General features: G+C 39.2%; 22 protein-coding genes and 1 other annotated feature. Of the genes, 16 read left to right on the top strand and 6 right to left on the bottom strand.

Annotation, left to right across the window (positions count from 1 at the left end; all coding sequences use genetic code 11):
- Window positions 1–369: 369 nt before the first annotated feature.
- The 8 genes from D4T97_RS04780 (at window position 370) to D4T97_RS04745 (ending at window position 8,863) form a co-directional block, all read left to right on the top strand.
- On the top strand, window positions 370–792 hold the full coding sequence (locus tag D4T97_RS04780; protein WP_126049141.1) for a VOC family protein: 423 nt from the start codon (window positions 370–372) through the stop codon (window positions 790–792).
- 451 nt (window positions 793–1,243) lie between these two features.
- A complete protein-coding gene (locus D4T97_RS04775; protein WP_126048279.1) occupies window positions 1,244–1,741 on the top strand; it encodes a GNAT family N-acetyltransferase in 498 nt (165 codons plus the stop codon).
- Between the two features lie 184 nt (window positions 1,742–1,925).
- On the top strand, window positions 1,926–2,882 hold the full coding sequence (locus D4T97_RS04770; RefSeq protein ID WP_126048277.1) for a patatin-like phospholipase family protein: 957 nt from the start codon (window positions 1,926–1,928) through the stop codon (window positions 2,880–2,882).
- A gap of 322 nt (window positions 2,883–3,204) precedes the next feature.
- Entirely contained in the window at window positions 3,205–3,834 is a 630-nt protein-coding gene (locus D4T97_RS04765; RefSeq protein WP_126048275.1) for a DJ-1/PfpI family protein, read from the top strand.
- A 35-nt stretch (window positions 3,835–3,869) separates the two neighbouring features.
- Entirely contained in the window at window positions 3,870–4,898 is a 1,029-nt protein-coding gene (locus tag D4T97_RS04760) for a flavin-containing monooxygenase (RefSeq protein WP_126048273.1), read from the top strand.
- A gap of 443 nt (window positions 4,899–5,341) precedes the next feature.
- Window positions 5,342–5,911 carry a hypothetical protein gene (locus tag D4T97_RS04755; RefSeq protein WP_206435534.1) on the top strand — a complete coding sequence of 190 codons (570 nt, stop codon included), beginning with the start codon at window positions 5,342–5,344 and terminating at the stop codon, window positions 5,909–5,911.
- A gap of 81 nt (window positions 5,912–5,992) precedes the next feature.
- Window positions 5,993–8,083 (top strand): copper-translocating P-type ATPase, encoded by a 2,091-nt coding sequence (locus tag D4T97_RS04750; RefSeq protein ID WP_126048268.1) that lies wholly within the window; start codon window positions 5,993–5,995, stop codon window positions 8,081–8,083.
- Between the two features lie 186 nt (window positions 8,084–8,269).
- On the top strand, window positions 8,270–8,863 hold the full coding sequence (locus D4T97_RS04745) for a YdhK family protein (RefSeq protein WP_126048266.1): 594 nt from the start codon (window positions 8,270–8,272) through the stop codon (window positions 8,861–8,863).
- 594 nt (window positions 8,864–9,457) lie between these two features.
- Here the strand turns inward: D4T97_RS04745 and D4T97_RS20890 are convergent.
- The 4 genes from D4T97_RS20890 to D4T97_RS04730 all read right to left on the bottom strand — a co-directional run bounded on the left by D4T97_RS20890 (window position 9,458) and on the right by D4T97_RS04730 (window position 12,778).
- Complete coding sequence (locus tag D4T97_RS20890) at window positions 9,458–9,586, bottom strand: hypothetical protein (RefSeq protein WP_268920401.1); 129 nt, start codon at window positions 9,584–9,586, stop codon at window positions 9,458–9,460.
- Window positions 9,587–9,786: 200 nt separating this feature from the next.
- Window positions 9,787–10,695, bottom strand: a complete 909-nt coding sequence (locus D4T97_RS04740; RefSeq protein ID WP_126048264.1) for a F510_1955 family glycosylhydrolase — start codon at window positions 10,693–10,695, stop codon at window positions 9,787–9,789.
- A 32-nt stretch (window positions 10,696–10,727) separates the two neighbouring features.
- Window positions 10,728–11,405 (bottom strand): response regulator transcription factor, encoded by a 678-nt coding sequence (locus D4T97_RS04735; RefSeq protein ID WP_126048262.1) that lies wholly within the window; start codon window positions 11,403–11,405, stop codon window positions 10,728–10,730.
- A 2-nt stretch (window positions 11,406–11,407) separates the two neighbouring features.
- Window positions 11,408–12,778, bottom strand: coding sequence for a HAMP domain-containing sensor histidine kinase (locus D4T97_RS04730; protein ID WP_126048260.1), 1,371 nt, complete (start codon window positions 12,776–12,778; stop codon window positions 11,408–11,410).
- Between the two features lie 518 nt (window positions 12,779–13,296).
- Here D4T97_RS04730 and D4T97_RS04725 point away from each other — a divergent pair.
- Entirely contained in the window at window positions 13,297–13,908 is a 612-nt protein-coding gene (locus tag D4T97_RS04725) for a trimeric intracellular cation channel family protein (RefSeq protein ID WP_126048258.1), read from the top strand.
- A gap of 124 nt (window positions 13,909–14,032) precedes the next feature.
- Window positions 14,033–14,560: a hypothetical protein gene (locus D4T97_RS04720; protein WP_126048256.1), complete on the top strand. Its 528-nt coding sequence runs from the start codon at window positions 14,033–14,035 to the stop codon at window positions 14,558–14,560.
- Between the two features lie 421 nt (window positions 14,561–14,981).
- On the opposite strand, the gene D4T97_RS04715 is transcribed toward D4T97_RS04720, so the two are convergent.
- Window positions 14,982–15,860 carry a LysR family transcriptional regulator gene (locus D4T97_RS04715; protein WP_268920409.1) on the bottom strand — a complete coding sequence of 293 codons (879 nt, stop codon included), beginning with the start codon at window positions 15,858–15,860 and terminating at the stop codon, window positions 14,982–14,984.
- A gap of 121 nt (window positions 15,861–15,981) precedes the next feature.
- Between D4T97_RS04715 and D4T97_RS04710 the strand changes: the two genes are divergently transcribed.
- The 4 genes from D4T97_RS04710 (at window position 15,982) to D4T97_RS04695 (ending at window position 19,860) form a co-directional block, all read left to right on the top strand.
- A complete protein-coding gene (locus D4T97_RS04710) occupies window positions 15,982–16,740 on the top strand; it encodes an alpha/beta hydrolase (RefSeq protein WP_126048252.1) in 759 nt (252 codons plus the stop codon).
- Window positions 16,733–17,953, top strand: coding sequence for an MFS transporter (locus D4T97_RS04705; protein WP_126048250.1), 1,221 nt, complete (start codon window positions 16,733–16,735; stop codon window positions 17,951–17,953). Before D4T97_RS04710 ends, D4T97_RS04705 begins: the two co-directional genes overlap by 8 nt.
- Window positions 17,954–18,542: 589 nt before the next feature.
- Window positions 18,543–19,067: a sigma-70 family RNA polymerase sigma factor gene (locus tag D4T97_RS04700; protein ID WP_126048248.1), complete on the top strand. Its 525-nt coding sequence runs from the start codon at window positions 18,543–18,545 to the stop codon at window positions 19,065–19,067.
- Entirely contained in the window at window positions 19,057–19,860 is an 804-nt protein-coding gene (locus tag D4T97_RS04695; protein WP_126048247.1) for a hypothetical protein, read from the top strand. The genes D4T97_RS04700 and D4T97_RS04695 overlap by 11 nt, the downstream gene beginning before the upstream one ends.
- A 127-nt stretch (window positions 19,861–19,987) precedes the next feature.
- Here the strand turns inward: D4T97_RS04695 and D4T97_RS04690 are convergent, their stop codons facing one another.
- Window positions 19,988–21,082, bottom strand: coding sequence for a serine hydrolase domain-containing protein (locus tag D4T97_RS04690; RefSeq protein ID WP_126048245.1), 1,095 nt, complete (start codon window positions 21,080–21,082; stop codon window positions 19,988–19,990).
- A 220-nt stretch (window positions 21,083–21,302) separates the two neighbouring features.
- Window positions 21,303–21,546, top strand: a binding site (T-box leader).
- Between the two features lie 48 nt (window positions 21,547–21,594).
- On the opposite strand from D4T97_RS04690, the gene D4T97_RS04685 reads away from it, so the two are divergent.
- Window positions 21,595–23,154 (top strand): 2-isopropylmalate synthase, encoded by a 1,560-nt coding sequence (locus D4T97_RS04685; RefSeq protein ID WP_126048243.1) that lies wholly within the window; start codon window positions 21,595–21,597, stop codon window positions 23,152–23,154.
- Window positions 23,155–23,964: 810 nt separating this feature from the next.
- Window positions 23,965–25,530 (top strand): ABC1 kinase family protein, encoded by a 1,566-nt coding sequence (locus tag D4T97_RS04680; protein WP_235872159.1) that lies wholly within the window; start codon window positions 23,965–23,967, stop codon window positions 25,528–25,530.
- The last annotated feature ends 22 nt before the right edge of the window (window positions 25,531–25,552 follow it).

Below are 25,552 nucleotides of genomic sequence, written 5' to 3'. Positions count from 1 at the left end.
TTAAAAATAATACTGCCATGGTCACTTTAAATATAGGGTGCGTTAGTTTCGAAAAAACCATTTCTCTAACTTTCGTTATGCCAATATTGGGCACAATTCGTAACTATATCAGCGCTTATTCGTTTTGTTAGTAATAATTAAAAAGTAATCTTCCAATTTTCCGAACGGGCGGTTTTCTTTAATAATTCGATCTCACTATAAATGTGCGTTATCATCAACAAGAATAACATAAAAATATTAGTATTCAATCATGTTTTTGTTGACGAGCTTATGTACACCTCTATAAAGTTATGGTAATAATAGTTGATGGTTACAGCCAGTGGAAATTACATAAAAATTGAAAAAATAGAACTAAGGAGCTGTTGAATGATGTCAATTAGTTTGAACCCGTATTTGATTTTTGACGGTAACACGAGAGAAGCGGTTCATTTTTATGAGAAAGCGCTTGGCGGGAAAGTGATGGGTATCATGACATTCGGAGACATGCCGGCGGATCCGAACCATCCCTTACCGGATGATATGAAGGATCGCGTTATGCATGCACACTTGAAAGTCGGAGAAGCAGATCTCATGTTTAGCGATACGTACTTAGGCATGCCTTATCAACCAGGCAATACGATTCAGATGGCCATTCATCCTAAAGAAGAGGCCAGAGCCAGAGAAATCTTCGCGGCTTTGGCAGACGATGGGCAAGTCATTATGCCACTTCAGAAGACAGATTGGAGTCCCTTGTATGGACAAGTAAAGGACAAGTTCGGCGTTACTTTCCAAGTGAATGTTCCTGGAGAGTAACCTCAGTATTAGTAAACAGACTTCCACTTCAGCAACAAACAAAGCCTCCTGTTCGCGAATCGACAGGAGGCTTACTTAATTGCAATAAAGTGTTTGTATGGGTAAAGAGTAAATCATACCTGGCCAAGCATCTACAATATAAGGGCGCAAATCTGAAGTAAGGATTTGCGTCATAATAGGGCAGTTTGCCGAATGTATATGAACTTTGTTGTTTGGCTTAATATTTAGACCCTGCTACGTATTGAACCCCGCTTGTAGTATCATAGTTTTTTTCATTTCCTCCAACAGAAAATGGTCAACCAGAAATATTTTTTGGCTAAACTTATAATACGATCAGTTGCGTTTCAGGAACAAGTGCCCATTTTTAATTTAGGGCCATTTAGTGGAATAAAGATTCTTTATTTTATTGTAAAATAGAGGAAATTACTTTTCTTTTTATTAGGAGGAAATAATGGGTATAAGACTTTTGAAGCCGTTAGATGCCGAAGAGTATCGGAATTTTAGATTAGAAGCGTTAAAAAACAGTCCTGAGTCATTCGGTTCAACCTATGAGGAGGAAAAGGAAAATCCCTTAGAAACTTATAAGGATCGGTTTCAATCGGCAAAGTCTTTTACTTTTGGTGCATTTGAAGATGAAAAACTTATCGGTGTAGTTACTTTGGTTAAAGAGTCTAAACTTAAATTAAAACATAAAGCCAATATCTTTGCCATGTACGTTTGTCCTAAGAAGCGCGGTATAGGAATTGGAATGTGTTTGATGGTAGAAGCAATTAAGAAGGCAAAAGAATTGGGGGGAATTGAGCAGATTCATTTAACTGTGGTGTCTACTAATGAGCCAGCAAAAAAACTCTATTCTTCTCTGGGTTTTAAGGTTTTTGGAAAAGAAAAAAGAGCGATGAAATTAGATAAAATGTATTTTGATGAAGATCATATGGTCTTGTTTCTTTAAAGTTAATATATTAACAGCGTGAGCAAAGTAACTAAGAAAGATTCGTATAATAATTTCGCACTTTTCAAACTTGGGTAATCGGGCGCATTCCGGAGCAAGAAATGCGCTCTTCTTAATGTAGTGGGAGATTGTAGAATAGGAGATTGCAGAACTACAATAACTGTAAACGAGAGGTGGTAAAAAGTTGAAGGCAGATGCTGTTTTTGAGGGTGGTGGGGTTAGGGGAATTGCTTTTATTGGAGCGATTCAAGCAATGGAAGAGGAAACAGTAAAATGGGAAAGGTTGGCTGGAACATCAGCGGGCGCATTAATAGCTGCTCTTTTGGCAAGCGGATACAAAAGCTATGAAATTAGCGATCGTGTGAGTGAACTCAATTTTTCAAAGCTTCGAGGTAAGACTTTCTTGAATCGAATTCCTGTTCTCGGTGTATTTTTAGAACTTATGATTAATCTCGGAATATATAAAAATGATTATTTGGAATCATGGGTGGATTCACTTCTTGCAGAAAAAGGAATTATGACGTTTGCAGATCTTCCAGATGGAAAGTTGAAGGTTATTGCTTCTGATATTTCGAATGGCCGAATGCTTATTTTGCCAGATGATTTGGAGCGCTATAGGATGACTCCTGCTGATTTGAAAGTTTCAACAGCGGTTATGATGAGTGCATCTATGCCGTTTTTCTACCGTCCGGTTATATGGAAATCAAAAGAACGCAACAAATCTTACATTTTAGATGGTGGTTTACTTAGTAACTTCCCAATATGGATATTTGATACGGACAACCCTAGGTTTCCAACGTTCGGCTTCCATTTTGTGAAAGATAAAGTTAGCATAGATGCAGTTATACCAACGCCAATCCACCTTTTCAAAAATATTTTTAAAACGATGCTTCAAGCCCATGATTTACGGCATATGAACGAAGAAACGATTGAACGCACGATTCAAATTCCGGCTGGAGACATCAACGCAACTGATTTCGAACTGAATGAGGATGAAATCGATTTTCTCTATAGCTCAGGCTATACTGCTGCTAAAGAGTTTTTATCGAAGTGGGATTTTGAACAATATAAGGTCAAAAGAATGCAGAGAGTGAAGAATAAACAGATGAAAGAAAAGAGAAAGAAAGAACGGCTTTTTTAAAGAAATCCTAATTGAACTTAGGGAATCAATCTTATTTGAAGTGGCCTGGAGCATCTTATTGTTTATACCAAGAATGCTGCTACGCTTAATAAAGAACATTTGGTGAATGGTTAGTCAAAATAAAGCTAACGGGTGCGTTAATTTAATATGGCTGTGCCGTAATTGGGCCATTTAGTTGAAGAAGGATTTTATTAAAGTTCAGCTCTTTTGGATATGTTACATATTTAATTTCCCCAAGTATCCCTAAAACGTTCTTGCCATCAAAATATATATACTTATACCCCCTATACGTATAGAATTGATTGAAAAGGGAGTGAAAAAGATGAAACAATTTCACGTAGGGATTTTACTTTTCAATGAGGTAGATGCCATGGATTTCGTTGGCCCCTATGAAGTTTTCAATTTATCAACCTATAAAGACAGCGATGTATCTAAATTGTTTTTAAACCAGTTGGATAAAGAAGAGAAACCGTTTCTAGTCCACACAGTTTCTGAGGATGGTGGGCTTATAACTGTACATAACGGATTAAAGGTTCAGCCAGATTATAGTTTTCAGACAGCACCCGACTTTGATATTGTCGTCGTCCCCGGGGGACCTTATCGAGCAATAAAGACTGTTACCCAAAATGAAGGAATCATTCATTGGATTGCTGGGAAATCGGAGGATAAATTAGTCCTGTCGGTTTGTACGGGTGCCCTGTTTTTAGCCAAAGCCGGATTGTTAAATGGAAAGCAAGCAACTACAAATCAAGCTGCATTAGATCTTTTAGAGACATCCTACCCTGAAGTGAAAGTAATTAGAGGGGTCAAGTTTGTCGATCAGGGAAGTGTCGTAACAGCTGCTGGCATATCTGCAGGAATTGACATGTCCCTTCATGTTGTTGGCAGGCTTTTAGATAAGGAAGCCGGCATTCGGACAGCCGACACGATTGAATACAATAAACATAAGTAGTTTGTAAAATATCCTATGAAAAGGAAGTTATTTAAATGGATTTTGATGTGATTGTTGTAGGGGGAGGGCAGGCAGGATTATCAGTTGGGTATTATTTAAAAAAAGCTCAAAAACAATTTTTGGTTTTGGATGACCAGAAAGAAACCGGAGATTCATGGAAAAATAGATATGATTCCTTGGTTCTCTTCACTCCAAGGTCTTATTCTTCTTTGCCGGGATTAAAATTGCCCGGGAATCCGGAAGGGTATCCGACAAAAAATGAAGTCGCTGGATATCTGAATGAATATGCTCAGGACTTTGAATTGCCCATTTACCATAATGCTCTAGTAGTTGAACTGCTTAAAGACAAAGGGGCTTTCATCATAAAAACGAGCAGGGGAGATATTTACCGGACCAGACAAGTTGTAGTGGCTTCAGGGGCTTTCCATACAGCCTATATCCCTCCAATCACAGATTCAATCAGTAAAAGAATTATACAGCTGCATGCGTCTGACTATCGAAATCATCATCAGATTCCTTCAGGCAAAGTTCTTGTTGTAGGTGCTGGCAACACAGGCGTACAAATTGCGGCCGAACTCAGCGACACCCACAGTGTAATTCTTTCATGCAGCAAGAAAATAAAGGCCCTCCCACAAATTCTGCTTGGAAAAAGCTTGTTCTGGTGGCTGGACAACTTAGGCTTATTGAACGTTAAAGCCTATTCAACTTTAGGAAAATGGCTAAAAAGAAATGATCCCATTATTGGCAATGACCTGAAAAAGGTAAAAAGAAATGCTCTTATTGTAGATAGATTGGTGGATTTTAAGAATGATACTGCCATGTTTGCCAATCAAACTAAAATGGAAGTACAGACAATTATTTGGGCGACAGGATATCGCAACGATTACCAATGGATTAAAATTGATGGTGTTTTGGATAAAAATAATTTGCCGATTCATAAAAGAGGAGTCAGTGACATTCAAGGGCTGTATTTTATCGGCTTAAGCTGGCAACATAAACGAGGCTCGGCACTTATCCATGGCGTTGGAGAAGACGCAGAATATCTGGTTAACGTAATGGAATAATTAAGATTATTAATTGTCTGCTGACCAATGATAAGTTATGAGATTACAGCATGATATTTTATAAAAGAAAAGTCCTTACCATTCAAAAGATAGTGAGGCTTATGCCTTATTACCATTAGTTTATGGAGCAGCAACCTTTTCTTGTACCTCTTTGCTTGGCTGGCTTGCGCGATTTTGGTTAGTCTGCTCTGTTTTTTTCGTGATTCTTATCGCCAAAGCTTTATTCTGTATGTTTTCTAGATTAGAAGATAAGCAGCCATAAAATAGGATGAAGCACTCTTTTAATCCTTAAAATACTCCTTTTACCGAATATCCTTTTATAATTTCCACGTATTTTTTTGCACAATCTCTGCATTTTTTATGACAAATTATCAGTAAATGGATGTACAGTAATAAAACCTATTTTTCAACCCATATACTTGTACAAAAGTATGGAGCTGATCATGATGACTAAAGGATTAGCCTTTTTAGTTTCTGTATTATTGATACATTTTGCTGGTGTTTCAGTGTCCGCATTTATAGTTAGAAAACAGGTAACAGCTATGCACGGGATGTTGTTTGCCATGTCGATGGCCATGGGAATCGGTTTATTTGCTGGAACGCTTTTCGTGATATTATTTCAGGGTCAATTATTGCTATCAACTGTTATCGGAATATGTATAGGTTTAATAACTGGAGCCTCTATCGGTTCTTATTACTCCTTTCTTGCTCTTTTAGAAGGGATGTTATCTGGAGTAATGGCTGGTATGATGGGGGCTATGCTTGGGGAGATGATAGATTCCGCAGATTGGGACAAAGCCATTATGACCATGTTTACGATTGCCCTATCGATTTGCTTTTTAATTATTTATGAAGTTTTCACCCAATGGAATAGCCAGCCTAAGTGGCTTCGTCTTTATCAAAACCCATTTATTATTGTTTTGATGTTCAGCCTGCTCTGTTTATTCATTTATTCTCAAACGCCGTTTATTTTAAATTCAATGCCATTCCTTTCTCCATCTCACTACCCCTAGCCGAAACCTGTTTCTTCTGCATACATTCTGGATAAATTACATGTAAAATGAGGTAAACATATAAAGAGAGGAGGAAACAAAATGGATGAACATAATCACGATCATTCTCATCATCACAAAACATCTGCCGACGATCATCAACATGGTGAACACTCGGGACATGGCCATCATTCGCATAATGGGAACGAAGGAGATCATCACGGGGGGCATATGGGACATCATGATCATCATGCCCACATGGTAGATGACTTTAAAAAGCGTTTTTATATTTCCCTGATTCTTACAATTCCCATTTTGATACTATCTCCGATGATTCAGATGTTTTTAGGTGTCAACTGGCGTTTTGCTGGCGATATGTACATATTGTTTGCCTTGTCCTCCGTCGTCTTCTTTTATGGAGGATGGCCATTTCTAGCCGGGGCAAAAGATGAGCTTAAGGATAAAAACCCGGGGATGATGACGCTCATTTCCCTGGCCATTATTGTCGCTTATGTTTACAGTTCAGCGGCTGCATTTGGTCTTGCAGAAGATGATTTCTTTTGGGAACTGGCAACCTTGATCGACATTATGCTTCTTGGCCATTGGATTGAAATGCGCTCAGTTATGGGAGCCTCAAAGGCATTAGAGGAACTGGCGAAGTTAATGCCTTCAGAGGCAAGCGTCATTGATGAAGACGGTAATGTAAAAGTTGTGGATATTACCGAACTTAGACACGGGGATCATGTGTTGGTAAGGCCTGGTGAAAAGATTCCGGTGGATGGTGAAATTATCGAAGGTAAATCTACGGTCGATGAGTCGATGTTGACAGGAGAATCAGTACCAGTCGAAAAAGAAACAGGTGAGGAAGCGATTGGAGGCTCCGTTAACGGAGAAGGCTCATTGATCATATCGATTAAGAAGACAGGTGAGGAAACATACCTTTCTCAGGTGATAAAGTTAGTCAGGGAAGCCCAGGAATCCAAATCAAAGGCTCAGGATCTTGCCAACCGTGCAGCGAAGTGGTTGTTTTATGGAGCGCTTGTCGCAGGATTGCTCACTTTTGTTTTTTGGTTGTCCCTCGGTTATACCGTTTCTTATGCAATCACAAGGATGGTCACCGTCCTAATCATTGCCTGTCCGCACGCTCTGGGCCTAGCAGCACCTCTAGTTGTGGCTGTCTCTACATCCATAGCAGCCAAAAATGGTCTGTTAATCAGGAACCGTGCTTCATTTGAAAATGCCCGCTTCATCGAGGCGATTGTTTTTGATAAGACAGGAACGTTGACGAAGGGAGAGTTTGGGGTAACCAATATCGCTATCTCAAGCCCCTACACAGAAAAGGAAGTACTATCATTGGCAGCAGCAGTTGAGGCCCATTCAGAACACCCTATTGCCCGCGGTATTCTTAAATCTGCAAAAGAAAAACAACTTTCGATTCCGCCTGTAAGTAATTTTCAGTCTCTAACAGGCAAAGGGCTGCAAGGAGTGGTAGATGGAAAAGAAATCATGGTAGTAAGCCCTGGTTATGTACGGTCTGAAAAACTTTCTTTTGACGAGGGACCGTTTAATGAATGGTCTGCTGAAGGAAAGACGGTTGTTTTTACCTTGGTCAACGGTAAAATTACCGGTATGATTGCACTGGCAGATATCATTCGGGATACGGCTCAAGAGGCAATTGATCGGTTGAAAGAATTGAATATCAAATCCATCATGCTGACAGGGGACAATGCCAAGGTAGCGCAGTACGTCGGAGGCAAGCTTGGCATGGACGAAATTTTTGCCGAAGTACTTCCTCATGAGAAGTCAGATAAAATCGTACATATCCAGACAAAAGAGGGGCTTAGAACCGCTATGACGGGAGATGGAGTAAATGATGCTCCTGCACTTGCCAAGGCGGATTTGGGCATTGCTATTGGTACAGGTACGGATGTAGCGATTGAAACAGCAGATGTTGTCTTGGTAAAAAGCAACCCCATGGACGTTTTGAATATCATCAAACTCTCAAAAGCAACTTACAACAAGATGCTACAAAATTTATGGTGGGCTGCAGGGTATAATATTCTGGCCATCCCTCTTGCGGCTGGTATCCTTTATCCGATAGGTATTGTGCTAAGTCCTGCAGTTGGAGCAATTCTCATGTCACTTAGTACGGTGATTGTAGCTATAAACGCAAAATTATTAAAAATAGATTAAAAAAATCGGTGTACCTTTATCAGGACCAGGGCCTTTTTATAAAACAAACTTTTAAACATATAAAGAAAGTTAAAAAGTGGATTCCAGTCTCTCCTTTTTCAATAAATTTTTCACTATTCCTGCATGTTATTTGCACATTTGAAGGGTATACTCCTTTGAGAAGGATTTAATAAAAGGAGGATTCCCATGGCGTTTTTTAAAAGTAAAATAATCGTGGCTTCAGGACTCCTTGCACTCTTCCTGGCTGGTTGCCAAAGCGGGGGCATAGAAGACCAAACACAACAGGGCTCCCAAGTGGAAGAAAACACTGATCAATCTGCCCAAGAAGAAGAGCAGAATATGCATGAGATGCATAGCAGTTCCGGAGAAGTACCGGAAGGACTACAGGAAGCTGAAGATCCTAAATTCCCTGTCGGTAGTACAGCAATGATGCACGCTGATCATATGCCCGGCATGAACGGTGTGGAGGCAACAATTAGTGGAGCCTTTGATACAACCGCCTATGCAGTCACCTATACTCCGACCACCGGCGGTGACCTGGTGGAAAACCATAAATGGGTCATCCATGAGGAACTAGTCGATCCGGGAGAAGCCCCCCTTGAAAAGGGAACAGAAGTAACATTGAATGCAGATCATATGGAAGGCATGGATGGAGCTACTGCTACCATTGACTCGGCGGAACAGACAACTGTTTATATGGTCGACTTCACGCCAAAAGACAGTGATCAGGAAGTAAAGAACCATAAATGGGTAACTGAAGATGAATTGTCAGCAGAATAAAAAAGGGATGTACGGAGTCCAACACAATTCCGTGCAGTCCTATTTATGTTTATTTCCATGAAATTAGTATACTTCTACCTACCCCATCATACCGTTATCTTCATATTCCAAAATATGGGGGTAATACATAAAGATGCCTTCTTCCGGAAAGGTGACAAGAGTTTTACACGTTCACCCGGTTCAATTAGTATACTATCTTTTAAGCCTTGCCCGTTCGGTGTCGGGTCTTTTCGTCCCTTGAAATGAGTTTGAATTGGGTACTGTAAATATAGAAAGGGTGGAGCATACCCTCGCGGTTAGTGCCCTTTGTCCAATGTGCATCGTGTTGAGTCCTGCTGTTGGGAGCCATTTCTCATCGGGCACAATCGTGATTGTAGCTGTCAATGCAAATTACTAAAATAGATTAAAAAATCCGATGTCCTAATAAGGATCACCGGATTTTTTATGGAAAAACTACTTTTTTTGATAAGAAAGGGAAATCGATAAATGGCTATCCTGGCTATTATCCAATTGAAATTCTTCATTGTTTTTCACCCTTTGTTCCCTAAACGAGAATGTGATAATGAGGGTTTATTAATAGGCACTTCATAATTTTTATTTTTTCAAGGCAAGCTTGACGGCGATATAAACTACTATACCCGTAAGAATTAAATGTATGATATACCCAAAAAATCCAAAACCAGCCATCATTCCGCCGTAACCGTACCCATAACCATGCATCATTAGTGATCATTCCTTTCTTTTGTTTTTATATAAAAAATCCATCTTTCCAATATAATTCCCCGTTTTTTTGCTTAATCTATCATTTATTATATTATCTCAGATATCTATGGAGAATTTGTGCAGAAAGGAGTAAGGTAATGTGAATGTCCATTGAGAGGAGAGTAAAAAACATCCCCTGAACTAGGGGATGCCGTTAAGAATTAATCAAGCTTTCCTTTTTTAGCTATATTCGTCCAGTTTTTGCCACCGTCTTTAGATATAAAGATATCGTTAGCATAAGTGATAATTGCCATATGTTCTTGATTCTTGTGATTTGCCGCAATAAACATGATAGGGTTATGATCTGCGAGATCAGGAATGGTTATTTCTGTTGTACTGCCATCTGTTATAGGCTGGCTATATAAATGGATGCCTTTGTCATTTAGGACAGAATAAAGAACTATATCATCGAGCATGAATACGGCAGGCACCATAAAGTTTTCAGTAATAAGCTCAAAGTTGTTTCCGGTATCTTTTGATAGGTAAAGACCGTCCTTTGTAGAAATGGCAATAATTTCTTCTTTATTTGGATGAGTAGAGATGGTACCAATAGAATCAGACTCAATTCCGGACAACTTGCTAGATTCCCACGTCTTTCCTTCATCCAATGTATAATACAACCCTGTCTCTAGTTCCGAATTGGGTTCTTGATTTATCACGTAGATTGCCTCAGAGTCAAATCCAGCAGTTAAGTAATGAAAATCAGACTCTCCGTAAAACGCAAGCTGATCTAGGGTCTTGCCTTCATCTGTACTTTTTATCAGCCCGAGTGGATTTTTTAATTTTGAACCATCAGCAGGATGGCCACTTGAATAAAATCCATCTCTTATCATGCTGAATCCCATATAATCATGATTATTTCCAGTAGCGGCATACCAGTTTTTCCCATCATATTTCATAATTCCAGTATGCGTGGCTATATACAGACTATCACCTGCAAAGCCGGTACCATGGATATGGTCAATGTCTGTATCAGTTTTTTCATAGGTAAATTCTTTTGTTTCCTGTGAGCAGGCAGACAAAAGGATTAAGGATGCTAGTGCTGAAACGAACAATTTTGTTAACTTCATTGATGTTTGCCTCCTAACTTAACAATAACAGGTTAGTGAATTTCCCATTTATAGCCAACACCCCACACAGTAGTAAGGTGGTCATCAATCGGGAAGCCGGCATTTCTTAATTTGTCACGTATGTTCCGAATGTGGGAATCTATTGTTCTGTCTTCTGTTCCGGCTTCAAGCCCCCAAATGATCGTGAGAAGCTGCTCCCTTGTAAAGACACGATTGGGATGTTTTATTAATAAACCAACTAAGGAAAATTCTTTAGGCGTTACTTGAACAACTTTTTCACGATAGCTCAGTGAATACGAATCTGGGTTCCATTTAAGGCCATTAAAGCTGATTGTTTTATCTTCTTGCAGTTTAGCCCGTCTAAAAATAGCTTCTATTCGTGCCAACAGTTCACCTGAGTCAAAGGGCTTTGTAATATAATCGTCTGCTCCTGTACTTAGCCCTTTGACGATATCGGATTTATCTGTCCTGGCAGTTAGCATGATGATTGGGACATCTGAAAATTCTCTGATTCTATTACATGTTTCCCAGCCATCCATTTCAGGCATCATTACATCTAGTATGACCAACTCGCACGTTTTATTTAATAAGTAATTTACAGCTTCACCACCAGAAGATACAGGGACACATTCATATCCTTCCGGAGATAAATACAGTGAGATCAAGTTTCGCATCCGTTCTTCATCGTCTACAATTAATATACTTCGCATAATCACAATTCACCTCTGGCAATGATGGTAAAGGTGGTCCCTTTATTGGTTTTACTGGAAACCTCTATTTCCCAGTGATGGGCATCGACCAACTCTTTTACGATTGATAATCCAAGCCCCGTACCGCCTAATTCTCTGGACCGTGATTTATCTACCCGGTAAAACCGCTCAAAGATGAACGGGACATCATTACTTGGGATACCCTTCCCCTGATCATGTATAGAGATTTTTATCTCGGCATCTTTTTTAGCCACTTCTATGGTCGTACTTGTTCCTTCCGGAGAATAATTTCTAGCATTCTCCAACAGATTGACGACGATTTGTTCAAAGCGGACAGGGTCTGCATGGATATGAATGTTTTCGGGGCAAACAGTTAGTAGTTTTATCCCCGCCTGTTTGAAGGTAGGCAACAGCCTTTGTGAAATTTTTTTCAAGGATTCACAGACACTAAAAAATTCTTTCTGAATGGTGAAAGTGTTATTATCCAATTGTGCGAGTTGCATCAATTCGGTTACGAGGGTTGTCATTTTTGTTGTTTCTTCCGTAATGACATTTAAATAACTCAAACGTTCCTCTAAACCAAGGTGATCCCTTTTGGCGACCTCTGAATAACCCTTTATATAGGTCAATGGCGTTCTCAACTCATGTGAGATGCTCGCCAAAAACTCATTCCGTTCCGTTTTTAAATGATTCAGTTCATTGGCAAGGAGTTGAATGGATTCCACGAGTTCTCCCAACTCATCATTGCTTTTACTTTCAAGTTGAATGGAAAAATTCCCTTGGCTCAACTTTTTAGTCGCTTCTTTCATTTTTATTAGAGGCCTGGTGATAATTCTTGAGAGAATTAATATGATAATGGCTGTAACAAAAGCAGTTGCTATACCGGCAATTAGGAAGTGTCTATTTAATTGTTTAATTAATTGCTTTAATTGACTTGTATCCTGGAACATATAAACATACCCTTTATCGACACCTGTTTCAAAAGGGGCTATGGTTGCGATATATGGACCTGACTTCCAATTATCCTCAATGACCTTGCCATTTCGCGGTAAGTTCTTTGTTTTTAGATTTAATAAACTTTGAATTTGGTGATTTATTTTTGCGGAAGAAATGATTACTTTTCCTTCTTCGTTTGTGATCACTACCTCTGTATCAGACTTTACCTCCATTAAAGCGATATGGTGGATTGTCTCCTCATTGTAGTATGTCTCCAATACGTCCCGATGATTGTTTCCTCTGGTGACTAATGCAGACAGCTGCTCATCGATTCTTGAGTGAGCAATTTTTTGATGCAATAAAAAAAACAGGCACACTTCCATAGTGAAGATTAAACAAAAGAAGAGAAGACCGATTTTTATCGAGATTTTCTTCAAACGAGACACCACCCAATGTCATTCTACAAATAGAATATCGAGAATTTATGCAGAAAGGAAGGCGATTGTGGGTATCTGGATTTAGGTTATTATCTGGATTAATAAAGTTAGTTAATCTATCCAGAATGGCCAGCGTCTACTCTTAGCCTTCTTCAATCCCGCTACCCAATAGATATTACTTATACAGGGTATAATATAGCAAATGAAAAAACAGAATTTTACAAAGGAAATCGTCCGATGCTCATCACAGAAATAATGGAAAAACTAGAAACTAAAAAAGAACCTATCATCCTGAACTTTCATTCCAGGAGAAAAGACAGCCGCCTACAACATTAAGGATTTTTAAAGGTGTGCTGTCGATTTAGAGGAAACAAATGTAGGTGGACTTAGAGGATATGCTTCCAAAAATGAAGTGTGATGCATGGGGAAATGATGGACACACCGCATATATGCTGATTTTAGCCGAGACGTTTTGCAGAGGCAAAAGAACAAAATTTTAGAGAAAAGGAGCGGGCGTTTTGACATGGGAAATTCTTAACGTTATTGGTACTATTGCTTTTGCGGTAAGTGGAGCGCTTGTCGCAATAGAAGAGGATTATGATCTATTGGGAGTTTTCGTTTTAGGACTTACAACAGCATTTGGAGGCGGTCTTGTTCGTAATCTTTTAATTGGCATACCAGTTGAAAATGTTTGGAAGCAAGATTATTTATTTGCAATCGCCTTTGTGGTTATTACCATTGTTTTTATTTTGCCAAATAAGTGGATTGGCCGTTGGAAAAAATGTGTGGTATTTTTTGATGCCATTGGTTTAGCGGCATTTGCCATTCAAGGTGCAAACTATGCAGTTTCCATTAAGGCGCCATTAATTGTCGTCATTATCGCAGCTACTATGACGGGAGCAGGTGGCGGGATGATACGAGATGTGTTTGCAGGTCGAAAACCAATGATTTTCCGTTCGGAAATTTATGCCTTATGGGCAGCATTAGCAGGTCTTTCCATTGGTTTAGGTTGGATAAGCGGACCACTTTCCACATTCGTTTTATTAACTGCAATTGTTTTATTTAGGGTATTAGCAGTCTACTTTAAATGGAATCTACCACAAAAGAAACGTTCACGGAAACAGTTATAAACTATACAGGTGAAAGAGAGAAATGAATGAACACCAGTAAATATCCTTTTTCATGTTTTTCATCCTTGTTAATATCTATAATAAGGAGTTAAACTGCATTTTGAATGTTACTGGGGGTGCTACAGTGAGTAAAAAGATGCTCGTCGCTTTATTCTGGTTAGGGGTAGTGGGGGTAGTTTTTATTTCGTTATCACGTCCTGGTCCATCTTTGGAAGAAAAAATCTGTGCGAGGCTAACGGCACAATATGGGGATTGTCAAAATATTATTTTCTTTGATGGTCATTCGAATTTAGTTTTTGCTGAGAGTGATTTGGGAATTATGCCTGTACTTATGGATAAAGAGTTAACCGAAATTGTAAAGGTCATCCACCCACTGGATTTCCAGGAGTACAAGGAGCACAATCGACCAATAGCCTGGCAAGCAGATAATAATCTTCAAAAGGATCTTTCGATGATAAGCGGATTTGCCGATAATACTGCAAAAACAATCATTATTAATAGTGAGGGCGGAGTACAGCCAAATAAATTTTTCATTCGAGATAATTTGTGGTTTTGGTATGTTACATTCAAAAATAAAGTTATCTTGCCGGCGGATGTAACAGCTTATGATGAAAAGGGCGATATTGTTTATAGTGGGGATGAAGAGGAGTAGAGAAGGGCTGATGGTGGCAACAAATTAAAGTATAATCACTGAAAAATAAATAAACTCAGTTATACTATTAGGTAAAATAAAAGGGGTCTATTAAATGATAAAGATTGTGAAGATTCTGCGCTTCGTCTATCTACCTTTATGCGAACTTTTTAGTACTTCCTGTATCTTTTTGGTTCGCTTCCGGTTTTATATCTGAATATGGCCCAGATAGCCCAATGTTTCCAACACCTCTTTGGTTTATTCCCGGGGCAGTGTTCCTTCTTGGATTTGTAATTCAATTCTGGAGAAAAAGTTTCTGGCTAGGAATGGGGTTAACCTTGTTATCAATACTACTTTTCTTTTTACCAATCCCTTATTCATACATTCGTCTATAAATCTCAAAATACAGAAATAGCAGCCTCTTTTGGGCTGCTTTTGAGTTTTAGCTCTCCTTTATAATCCCAATCAGGTCGGAAATGCTTGGAGGTACCTCCAATTCATTTTTTCTCATGCAAAAATATACAGGGCGTTTGATATCGATTCCTTCAACATAGACTCTTGCCACTTGTTTTTGGTGCAAGTAGTTATCCAACGCGATTGTTGGTGCCAGCATGACACCGTAACCTGATGCAACTGTCCGGATCGATTCGGTCAAACCATATAATTGCATTCCAATTTTGGGTGGGGGTGTTTTATGAAGTTTACATAATGCCAGTAATAATTCTTTTGTTGAGCTTCCTTCTTCTCTTAAAATAAAGGGCTCGTTCATCATCTCACCAAGAGATATTGTTTTTCCAGCCAGTCGGTGGGTATAAGGTACAATGAAACAAAATTCCAAGTCCATAAGATACTGATAGATTATATCAGGGTGGTGTTCGCTTTCTTCGATGACAAAAGCGATATCCGCTTTATAATGAAGGAGCTGCTTGATCACTTGCTGTGTATTTTCCGTTTTTACATTCACTTTTCTTGAAGGAAAGGTTTGTTTATATTTACTCAGCCAGCTTGGCAGTAAAAAGTTTGCCGGGAGATAGGAGGTGGAAATATTTAATTCGTCCACTCCAGAATGCTTCACCTGCTCAATTTTTCTCTCGATGTCACTCTCTAAATCAAATAGCCTTTGAGATTGTTTAAATAAAAATTCACCATTGGGTGTAAGGGTGATTCCCCTTCCTTTTGATTCAATTAAAGTGAACCCCACTTCCTTTTCCAAATTCCGCACCTGCATCGTAACGGCCGGCTGGCTGATTCTAAGTAGTTCAGCCGCTTTGGAAACACTGTTCAATTCGGCAACCTTTGTAAATAACCGGAGCGCATGTATATTGATTGCGGGTCACCACCTATAAAATAAATTTATGATTTTATATAAATTATATATTATTTTTATCAAACTGGCTCTAGTATTCTTAATAATAGATGATTCAAAAACTGGAGGATGAAAAGTGAAGATTATTGCACCAAGATCTTTTACATATGAAGCAGGCAATAGAGCTGTTCTATTGCTGCATGGTTTTACGAGCAGTACGAACGATGTCAAATTGCTTGGAAGGCATCTCCAGGCGCATGGCTATACTTGCCATGCACCTTTGTATAAAGGGCATGGAATCGGCCCTGACGAATTAATCCAAACAGGTCCAACAGAATGGTGGAATGATGTTCTCGAAGGTTATCGCTACCTAACTTCTGAAGGTTACAAGGAGATTGCTGTGGCAGGAATTTCCATGGGTGGGGTATTTGCTTTGCGCCTGTCCGGATTTGAAAAGGTACAAGCTGTTATTTCCATGTCTGCACCTATATTAAAAAGAAACACAGAGGATTTGTTCAAACGTGTCCTTGGATATGCGAAAAGATTTAAAAAGCTGGAAGGGAAAAGTGACGAACAGATTCTGGTGGAAATAAATGAATTGGCAGATAAACGGATGGATTCATTAGCGGACTTGCAGAAATTTATCGTGGAAACGGACAGCAGTTTGAAAAAAATCGCCTCTCCGGTTTTTGTTTTGCAAGGGTGTTTGGATGACCCATTATATAAAGAAAGTGCTGATATTATTTTCAATACGGTTGATGTGGAAAACAAACAAATCCAATGGTATGAAGATTCGGGTCATATGATGACAATAGGAAGTGAGCGGAAACAGATTAACGAAGATATCCGTAAGTTTCTAGATTCTATTGAATGGGAATCTGATATCAATGGATAAAAATGAAACAGCTGCAATAGATAAAAGTTATATTCAACAGGGAACGCGGACTTTTAGAAAAGCGAACTTTGCGCTGTTTGCTGCCGCTTTTATCACGTTTGCCAACTTGTATATGACACAGCCGATCATGCCTGTTTTTACTAAAGAGTTTCATGTGTCGCCAACCATGGCAAGTCTGTCCTTGTCATTGACCACACTTTCCCTGGCGTTCGGGCTGCTCATTTTCGGTTCTCTTTCCGAAGCTTGGGGAAGAAAAAACATTATGTCTGTCTGTATTATCATTACCTGCGTTTTAACTGTCGTGATCGCATTTTCACCAAGCTTTGAACTGCTTCTGCTATTAAGGGTGATCCAAGGCATTGCTTTTGCTGGAATCCCTTCGATCGCCATGGCTTATTTGGGAGAAGAAATAGCAGGAAACAGTGTCGGCGTCGCGATGGGGCTGTATATAAGCGGGAATACGATCGGGGGACTTTCCGGAAGGGTCATCATGGGTACCATGACAGACTTGTTCTCCTGGCAAATGGGCATGGTGCTTTTGGGAGTGGTCAGTCTGGTCGCGGGTCTATATTTTATTTATGCACTTCCCCCCTCAAAGCACTTTGAGGCGCAGCCGTTAAAATTAAAAAGTCTTTTCGGCTCACTAGTGTCCCATATGAAAAACCCGTTATTGGTGTGTTTATTTTTAATTGCGTTGTTTTTAATGGGTGGCTTCGTTACGATTTATAATTATCTTGGTTTCAAGTTGGCAGACCCTCCCTATAACCTAAGCATGACAATCATTGGCTGGCTGTTTCTCGTTTATTTGGTTGGAACGTTCAGTTCCGCCTGGTTCGGAATTCTTGCTGACAAATTTGGCCGTCCAATGTTTATCATCATGGGTGCTGTACTTATGCTTTTGGGCGTCATACTGACACTTCCGATGAGTCTAGTCTATAAGATCATTGGTATTATTGTGTTTACTTTTGGCTTCTTCGGTGCCCATTCAGTTGCAAGCGGTTTGGTGAACCGCCGTGCAACTCATGATATCGCCCAGGCATCGTCGCTTTATTTATTCGCCTACTATATGGGTTCCAGTATCGGCGGGTCTGTAGGAGGTATTTTTTGGTCCCGTTATGGATGGGCAGGGGTAGTCGGCTTTACAATAGGGCTATTGATTATTTCTATCTTTTTAGCATTGAAGGTAAAAAAGCTATCCATGATGAAAACATAAATAAGTATATTTTTGTCCATCATTTGAAGGAACAGTCTCGATATATTAATCCCGAGCCGTGGATAAGCGGTAAACTAGTGCAACAATAAAGGCTAATCATGCCCGTGTCAGCGGAAAAATAGCGAACACGGGCAACATTGAGGGTTAATCATGCCCGTGTCAGTGGAAAACAGCAAACACGGGTAACATTGAGGGCCAATCATGCCCGTGTCAGTGGAAAAACAGCGATCACGGGCAACATTGAGGGCTGATCATGCCCGTGTCGGCAGAAAAAAGCAAATACGGGCAATATAAAGAGCCCATGGCGATCTTGGCCTGGCTGTGTCAATGGAAAATATTTAATACAACCTATATAGTAGTTTTATTAGAAATGAATTTAGGTGGCAGGCCCTCCCACTTTAAAATAAAACCGCGACTTTAGCAAAAAATCCCTTTGGATACGAATAGCCAAAGGGATTTTTTAATCCTTGAAAAAAGGTGTAAAGTTGAAAATAGAACTATAAGCAATTAATGAAGAATCATATTTCCCATTTTAACGAAACCAAATGTATTAGTGTTTTGTCTAACTTTATAGGAGAGGAGGTTTACTTTGAGGATTGAGGAGAAAGAAAGACTTCTGAACGAATCTATGGAACAGTTTGGAGATTACGTTAAGAAGCTAATTTTTACATATGTGCAAGATATACATCGAACGGAAGATATTGTACAAGAGGTTTTTATAAAGTTTTACAAAAGCCTTGATTGTTTTGAGGGACGTTCTTCTCTCAAAACGTACTTATACCGCATTGCGGTAAATGAATCTAAAAACTACCTAAAAAGTTGGCATTACCGAAAATTAGAGCTGACAGCCAAAGTTAAATGTTTTCATAAACGGGATTCCCTAGAAGAGGATTATATACAAAAGGAACATAATCAAACGATTGCCAAATTAGTGAATGAACTGCCCATCAAATATCGAGAAGTGATCTGGCTGTACTATTATGTTGAATTATCGGTGTCTGAAATTGCGTACGTTTTAAAGTGTTCCCCAAATACGGTGAAAACACGTTTAGCTAGAGGAAGAAGGAAAGCTAAAATATCGTTTGAGGAGAGTGATGTGATCAATGAGCATTAAACATGAACTCGAAAAATCATTTCCCGAAAAGTTTACTTTAACGGAAAAAGAGAAGAGAGCAATTCGGTATCGTGCTTGTCAAACACATTCATCTAATATTTATTTGAAGCCAATGCTTGTTTCGATGATGTTCGTTGTAATTGTAGGAATTGTCGCATTATCGACAATTCAATCCGGCATAACGAAAGAAAAGCATGCGGCGCAACATATCCCGATGAAAAACCATGCAGTTACTCCGATATCCGAAGAGCAAAAAAACGAATATTACAAGCAATATGTAAAAATTGTTGAGCGGGCCATGCAGCATAAAGTGGGCATATCGATTGAAGTGCCACCAATGGAGGAATTCAAAGAAACGGATTGGATCGAGCCAAGCGAATATGAGAAAAAAGTCCTACAGATAGTAGAGCAGCATTTAGCGACGGAACAAGAAAAAATAAAAGCGAGATCCACTTCTTCGAACGAAGTTGTTCATAATATGGATGGAAGCATAACAAAAATAGACTACATTTATTTAAGTGATTTACTAAAAGAAATAGAAGTAACAGCTAGGTTTAAAACGCAATATATCGCTAAGCAGGACCGTCAATTATTTACAGCGGTAAACGATGTTTCAACGCAATTAGCAAATTCTCCGGGTAATTGGAAACAAACATCTTATAAAGCTTCTTTAAAAGATGGAGGACAAAAATATAGTATCCGAATTGAAGGGACTTTTCATTTAAACAATCTTTCGTTTGAAAAAGCATTTACGGTAGATTTCAATTGTGATGAATATGGCAGAATACAATAGGTGAATTAGGTGACCGTAAAAGTAATCAAAGAAACAGAATCAGCCCTGCCTTGCTTTGGGGAAATAGGGACAACTCCCAGAGGGCAAGGCAGATTGCTGTTATGTACCAAGTGCTCTGTGTGAACTGTTAACCTTCAGCGTACTTCACCAATTTCCTTACAACATTAAAAAAGATAAAATTCATTCCTTTAGATTGATATGTGGTTTGATTGAATCCACCCATTACGTACAGATCTGTATTGGGGAAGTAAAGCATGCAGGTTCCGCTGGCACCCAAATGTCCCCAACCAATATATTTTTTGGAGAATGGAATAAAAGACATCCTCATCAGACCATAGCCATAATCTATACCTATCCACATTTTATTCCAGTCCATCATCTTGTCCAATGTTTCTTTTTGAATAATTTGATGATTGACCAATGCTTTCATGAAGAGCAGCTGATCATCCAATGTACAAACAGTCTGTCCACCGGAATAAAAGCTGCTAAAGCTTCGGTAATCATCTACATTAATAATCAAATCATCGATATAGATATTCGCTACTGGATATTCACTTTTGATAGCTGGCTGGGAAAATTGGGCTAAATATGAGTGTTTCATCTGAAGAGGGGTAAATAGATAATCATGAAGTGCTTCGTGGTAGGGTTTTGACGTAATATTTTCAATAATAAGGCCTAAGAGGTTGTACCCTGTGTCTGTATAGTGGACGCGTTTTCCGGGCTGAAATCGGGGCGTCAAGTGTTCCTTTGTCCAATGTATCGTTTCTTGAGGTGTCCAGGAGCGGGAGGGATTGTCTAGAATTTCCTGCAGCAACCTTTTACCCTGCTTAGGTTTGTCCTCGTAAAAGTCAGGTAGCCCTGATGTATGGCTTAATAGATGGTGGATTTGGATGTCGTTTGTGTAGTCTTTCCCCTTAAAAAGGTGGAGGTTTTTAACTATATCTTCCGATAAATATTGGACAATAGGGTCCTCGAATCGGGCTAGTCCTTTTTCTACTAAAATAGCCACCAATACAGAAGTAAAGATTTTTCCAACGCTTGCCGTATGATAAGGCTGTTGGGGGTGGGCGGCCACGCCATTTGTTTCTCCCGCAGCCATTGGCCAGTGGATGTCCAACTTATCAGAATGGATCAATAAATGAGCATTATGGAGCCTCGGATCAGAAGCTACTCTTTCATCCAGCTTCTGCAAAATGCTCCTGTGCAAATCATCTTTTTTCAACAAACTTCCTCCTCATATAAATAATCAATATAAGTCTTTGAGACTATATTCGGCATGAGCGATTGTTTACCCTTCAATCGCGCTTGAACTACAATGGGAATCATTTTCTATGGCTGCTGAATCTTGGCAATCAGTAAGAATAACCTTAATTAACCTCGGATTATAATTTTTTACTATTGACAACATCAAAATCTCAATATATGATTGCATATAATTAAATTATCAAGCAAAGATTGGAAATAGTAGAAGGCTAATAAACTTTTCAGAGAGCCGATGGTTGGTGAGAATCGGTAGTTATTTTCTTTGAACTCCTCCAAGAGCTGCTCCCTGAACAAACTTTAGTAGGGGATGCCGGGTTTCTGCCGTTAAAAGGATAGGTGGTGATGGCCGCCGAAAATGAGTGGGTTATTTTTTTATTATTTAACCAATTAGAGTGGTACCGCGAGCACAGCCTCGTCTCTATATTTTTATAGAGACGGGGCTTTTTTATATTGACAAAGGAGTGTTGTGAAATGGCGAGAAAAATTTGGGTGTTTGACACGACGTTAAGAGACGGAGAACAGGTTCCGGGTGCAAAGCTGAATCAATTTGAAAAACTGGAAGTGGCTCAACAGCTTAAGAAGCTTGGGGTCGATATTATTGAGGCGGGTTTTCCTGCATCCTCAACAGGTGATTTTCATGCTGTGAAGGAAATTGCCGAAAAGGTAGGAAATACAAATGATATTATGATCACAGCGTTGGCGAGGGCAGTCAAATCCGATATCGATGCAGTCTACAACAGTGTGAAACATGCGGAAAAGCCATTGATCCATATGGTCTTAGGCACTTCGGATATCCACGTGGAAAAGAAATTCGGCAAATCTAAAAATCAAATTTTGGATATCGGTGTGGAAGCAGTAAAATATGCAAAAAGCCTTTTGCCTGATGTACAGTATTCAACGGAAGATGCGTCGCGTTCCGATTTTGAATACTTATGGAAAACGATTGAAGCTGTGGTGAAGGCCGGGGCAACGATGATCAATGTTCCGGATACGGTTGGCTATGCCGAGCCGGAGGAATTCGGAAACTTGATCTGTAGATTAAATGACCGCTTGAAGAATTTGAATGATCAAGTTCTTTTAAGCGTCCATTGTCATAACGATTTAGGGATGGCGACTGCCAATACTTTAGCCGCAATCAAAAACGGCGCAGATAAAGTGGAATGTACGATTAACGGGATTGGGGAACGTGCCGGCAATGCTGCGCTTGAAGAGGTCGTAATGGCCATGAATACCCGTTCAACTCTCTATAATGCATACACGAATATCAATACTCAGGAGATTATGAATACATCCAGGCTGGTCAGCAGCTTTATGGGGCTTGATGTTCAAGTGAATAAAGCCATAACGGGTGAAAATGCTTTTGCCCACTCATCTGGAATACACCAAGATGGCTTGTTGAAATCAAGGGATGCATACGAAATCATCAGCCCGATTGAAGTTGGTCTGGACGATATGGAGCTTGTATTGACAGCACGATCCGGCCGTCATGCAGTAAAAAATGCTCTTGAGAAGTTAGGGTTTGATACTTTCACAGATTTGCAATTTGAAGAGATATTTTCCGGCTTCCTTGCAATGGCTGATGAGAAAAAAGAGGTCTATAACCATGACTTATATATCATTGTCGAAAATTTTTTCAATGAGAATAATCTTTCTAACCAAGCAGGTATGAGTGAAAATTTCTTTGAATTGATGGATTTACAAGTAATCAATAATACACGTCCTTCTGCCAGCGTAACAATGAAAAAGGGAGATCAAATATTCGAGGCGAGCGCAGTTGGCTTCAGTCCAATAGACGCCCTATATTCCGCCATTATGAAAGTTTGCCAGATTGATGCGCAATTGACCGAATATAATATCAGCTGTATTTCAAGAGGGACTGAGGAGGTAGGAAAAGTTAAAATCCAAGTGGAATTCAGAGAAGAGAAGTACACCGCCAAAGCAACGGACGCAGATATGATGAAAGCAAGTGCACTGGCAATGATCAACGCAATAAATAATATTGTTGTTGATCACTTGGTACCTGTCCGTTAAATCTATTGTTTATATGGAGGTAAAGTGAGAATAAAGTTATTGAATTTTTATACCAAAACACATGTAACCCCGTCCTGATTATGGGGGCGGGGTCTAACTTACACTAGCATGTCATTAGAAAATATCACAATACAGTTAATCTGATTGTTTTATTCAAAAATCGCGCTCGATAGTTTTAATGTATTTATTCACAATCTCTTTTTCCATCTCAATTTATTAAATGTACTGAGGAGTACTTCCACTACCTGGCCTGATACTTAAAAAACGCTCTTTAGTTAAATAAGGGTTTTATATATGAAAGAATAAGCTAAAAAATAATTGCAATAAATATCAACAAAATTATCAATACAATTACCAATATTTTATTTTTCTTTACTATTCCATACCTATTCCAATAAGTGTAGCTATAGTAAGAATAATGAACAAAAGCAAATCAATTCACTCCTTCATTTAAGGATATAACTTCTATATTTTCCATTAGTGAACAATACTGCTCTTTAATGGATTAAGAGAATGAAATTTAACCTTTGTTATGAATTCTAAATAAACAGCCTCATTTCGAATTATCTTGAATAATGCTGCCGAAGTTGATCAGTAAATGGCAAAAGTTAATCCGGATTTTCCTGAAGCCCCATTTTTCTAATCCTTTAATTTCACACGAAGCTAAGTTTACTATATTAAACGCGATTCAAATTTTGAAAGAAGGAGTTATGCCTCTTTTTGTTGAATGGAAAAAGTAGCTAGAAGGAAATGAGATGATTCCGGATGAAGGCCAATAGTAAACTGGTTCGGATGTTTAAGGTGTTATACATGTTCTTTATCTTTTTCATTCAGATCTATTGGTACAAAATTAGTAACAAGCCTGAAACTGAATGGGAAAAGCTGTGGGGAAGTATTGGAAAAAGGTTTCGGAAAACACTTTTTGAACTGGAAGGCCTGCTGATTAAAGTGGGACAGATCATTAGCACACGTGCTGATTTGCTCCCAGGGCCATTGATTCGCGAAATAGAAGACCTCACCGATAAGGTTCCACCTTCTGATTGGAGTGAAATAGAGAGAATTCTTGAAAAAGAGTGGGGAAGCAGTCATATAGAACAGCTTTCTATTGAAAAAGAGGCGATTGCTTCTGCTTCAATTGGTGAAGTTTATAAAGGCATTCTCCAAGACGGATCAAAAGTAGCCATCAAAGTGCAGCGCCCGCATATCAATTCCATTGTTCAAACTGATTTTCGTACGTTAGGCATTGCCATTTGGTTTGCAAACTATTTTGTACCTCTGCCAAAGGGGTTTATTAACCTTAAAGTCTTGTTTTCCGAGCTTAAGCAAGTGATTGAACGGGAGCTTGATTTTTCAAAGGAAAAGGAAACTCTCCTATATTTTCAAGAAAGGTTCAAGGATAGTGATATTGTTCAAATTCCGCAAGTTTATACTGATTTTTGCACTTCCAAAGTGTTGGTGATGGAATGGGTAGATGGAATAAAAATTACTGATTTTTCGGCTGTTGATCAGTTGAATGTGACCCGTAAGGAAATGGCTCAGCGGCTCATCAAAGTGTTTCTTCCACAGTGGCTTGAACCCGGGACGTTTCATGCGGATCCACATCCGGGAAACATACTCGTATCCAAGGAAGGGCGCATCATCTTGCTTGATTTCGGCATGTCAGGTGAAATTTCAAAAAATGATGCAACTGCTTTTCAAAGTTTAATTGAAAGCTTTTTGGCTAAAAACTATGCCAAGGCAGTCGAATGCTTGTCACGTTTGGGATTCTTGCTTCCGGAGGCCGACACCAGGATGATTGAAAAATTATTGGCTGAATGGATGACTTTCCAGCCTGCTCAAATGACTGAAATGGGTTTGATAGCCTTTAAAATTGAACTCAACGACATTATTCAGGCCCTCCCCATCCAGGTTCCGACCCGCTTTGTTTTTCTGGGTCGATCTTTTGTCACGATTGAAGGTATTGTCACCCATTTGGCGCCGGAAAAGGAAATTCTTGATCTAGGCAAACCCGTTTTCATGGAATGGTTGATGTCCCAGGGAAATAAATGGTCCTTTGTATGGCAGTGGCTTCAGTCACAGCCGTTATTTAAGGCCTTTCACTCCGTTACGGAGTTTTTAAAGACACCAGAAAAATTGGAACTGATGAAGGAAACTGAACAAAGAAGGCAGTTTCAATTTACGATCTACGAAAATCATAAAAAGCAGTTCTTTCACTTGACGTTGTTCGGATTAACAGGTATTGCCGCCGGTATATTTGTATCACATATGCTAATTTTAAAACTTTCAATTGCACTGTCTGCCTTTTCGATAGTGGGATATGCGATAATTAGTTATAAATTGAAAAAATGGATGAAGTATATGCATAAAAAACGATGATAAAGCATCAAGAAAGGGAGAG

This window comes from Siminovitchia acidinfaciens, from assembly GCF_003605385.1.
GTDB lineage: Bacteria > Bacillota > Bacilli > Bacillales > Bacillaceae_C > Siminovitchia > Siminovitchia acidinfaciens.
This window is presented reverse-complemented; position numbering and strand designations above follow the sequence as displayed.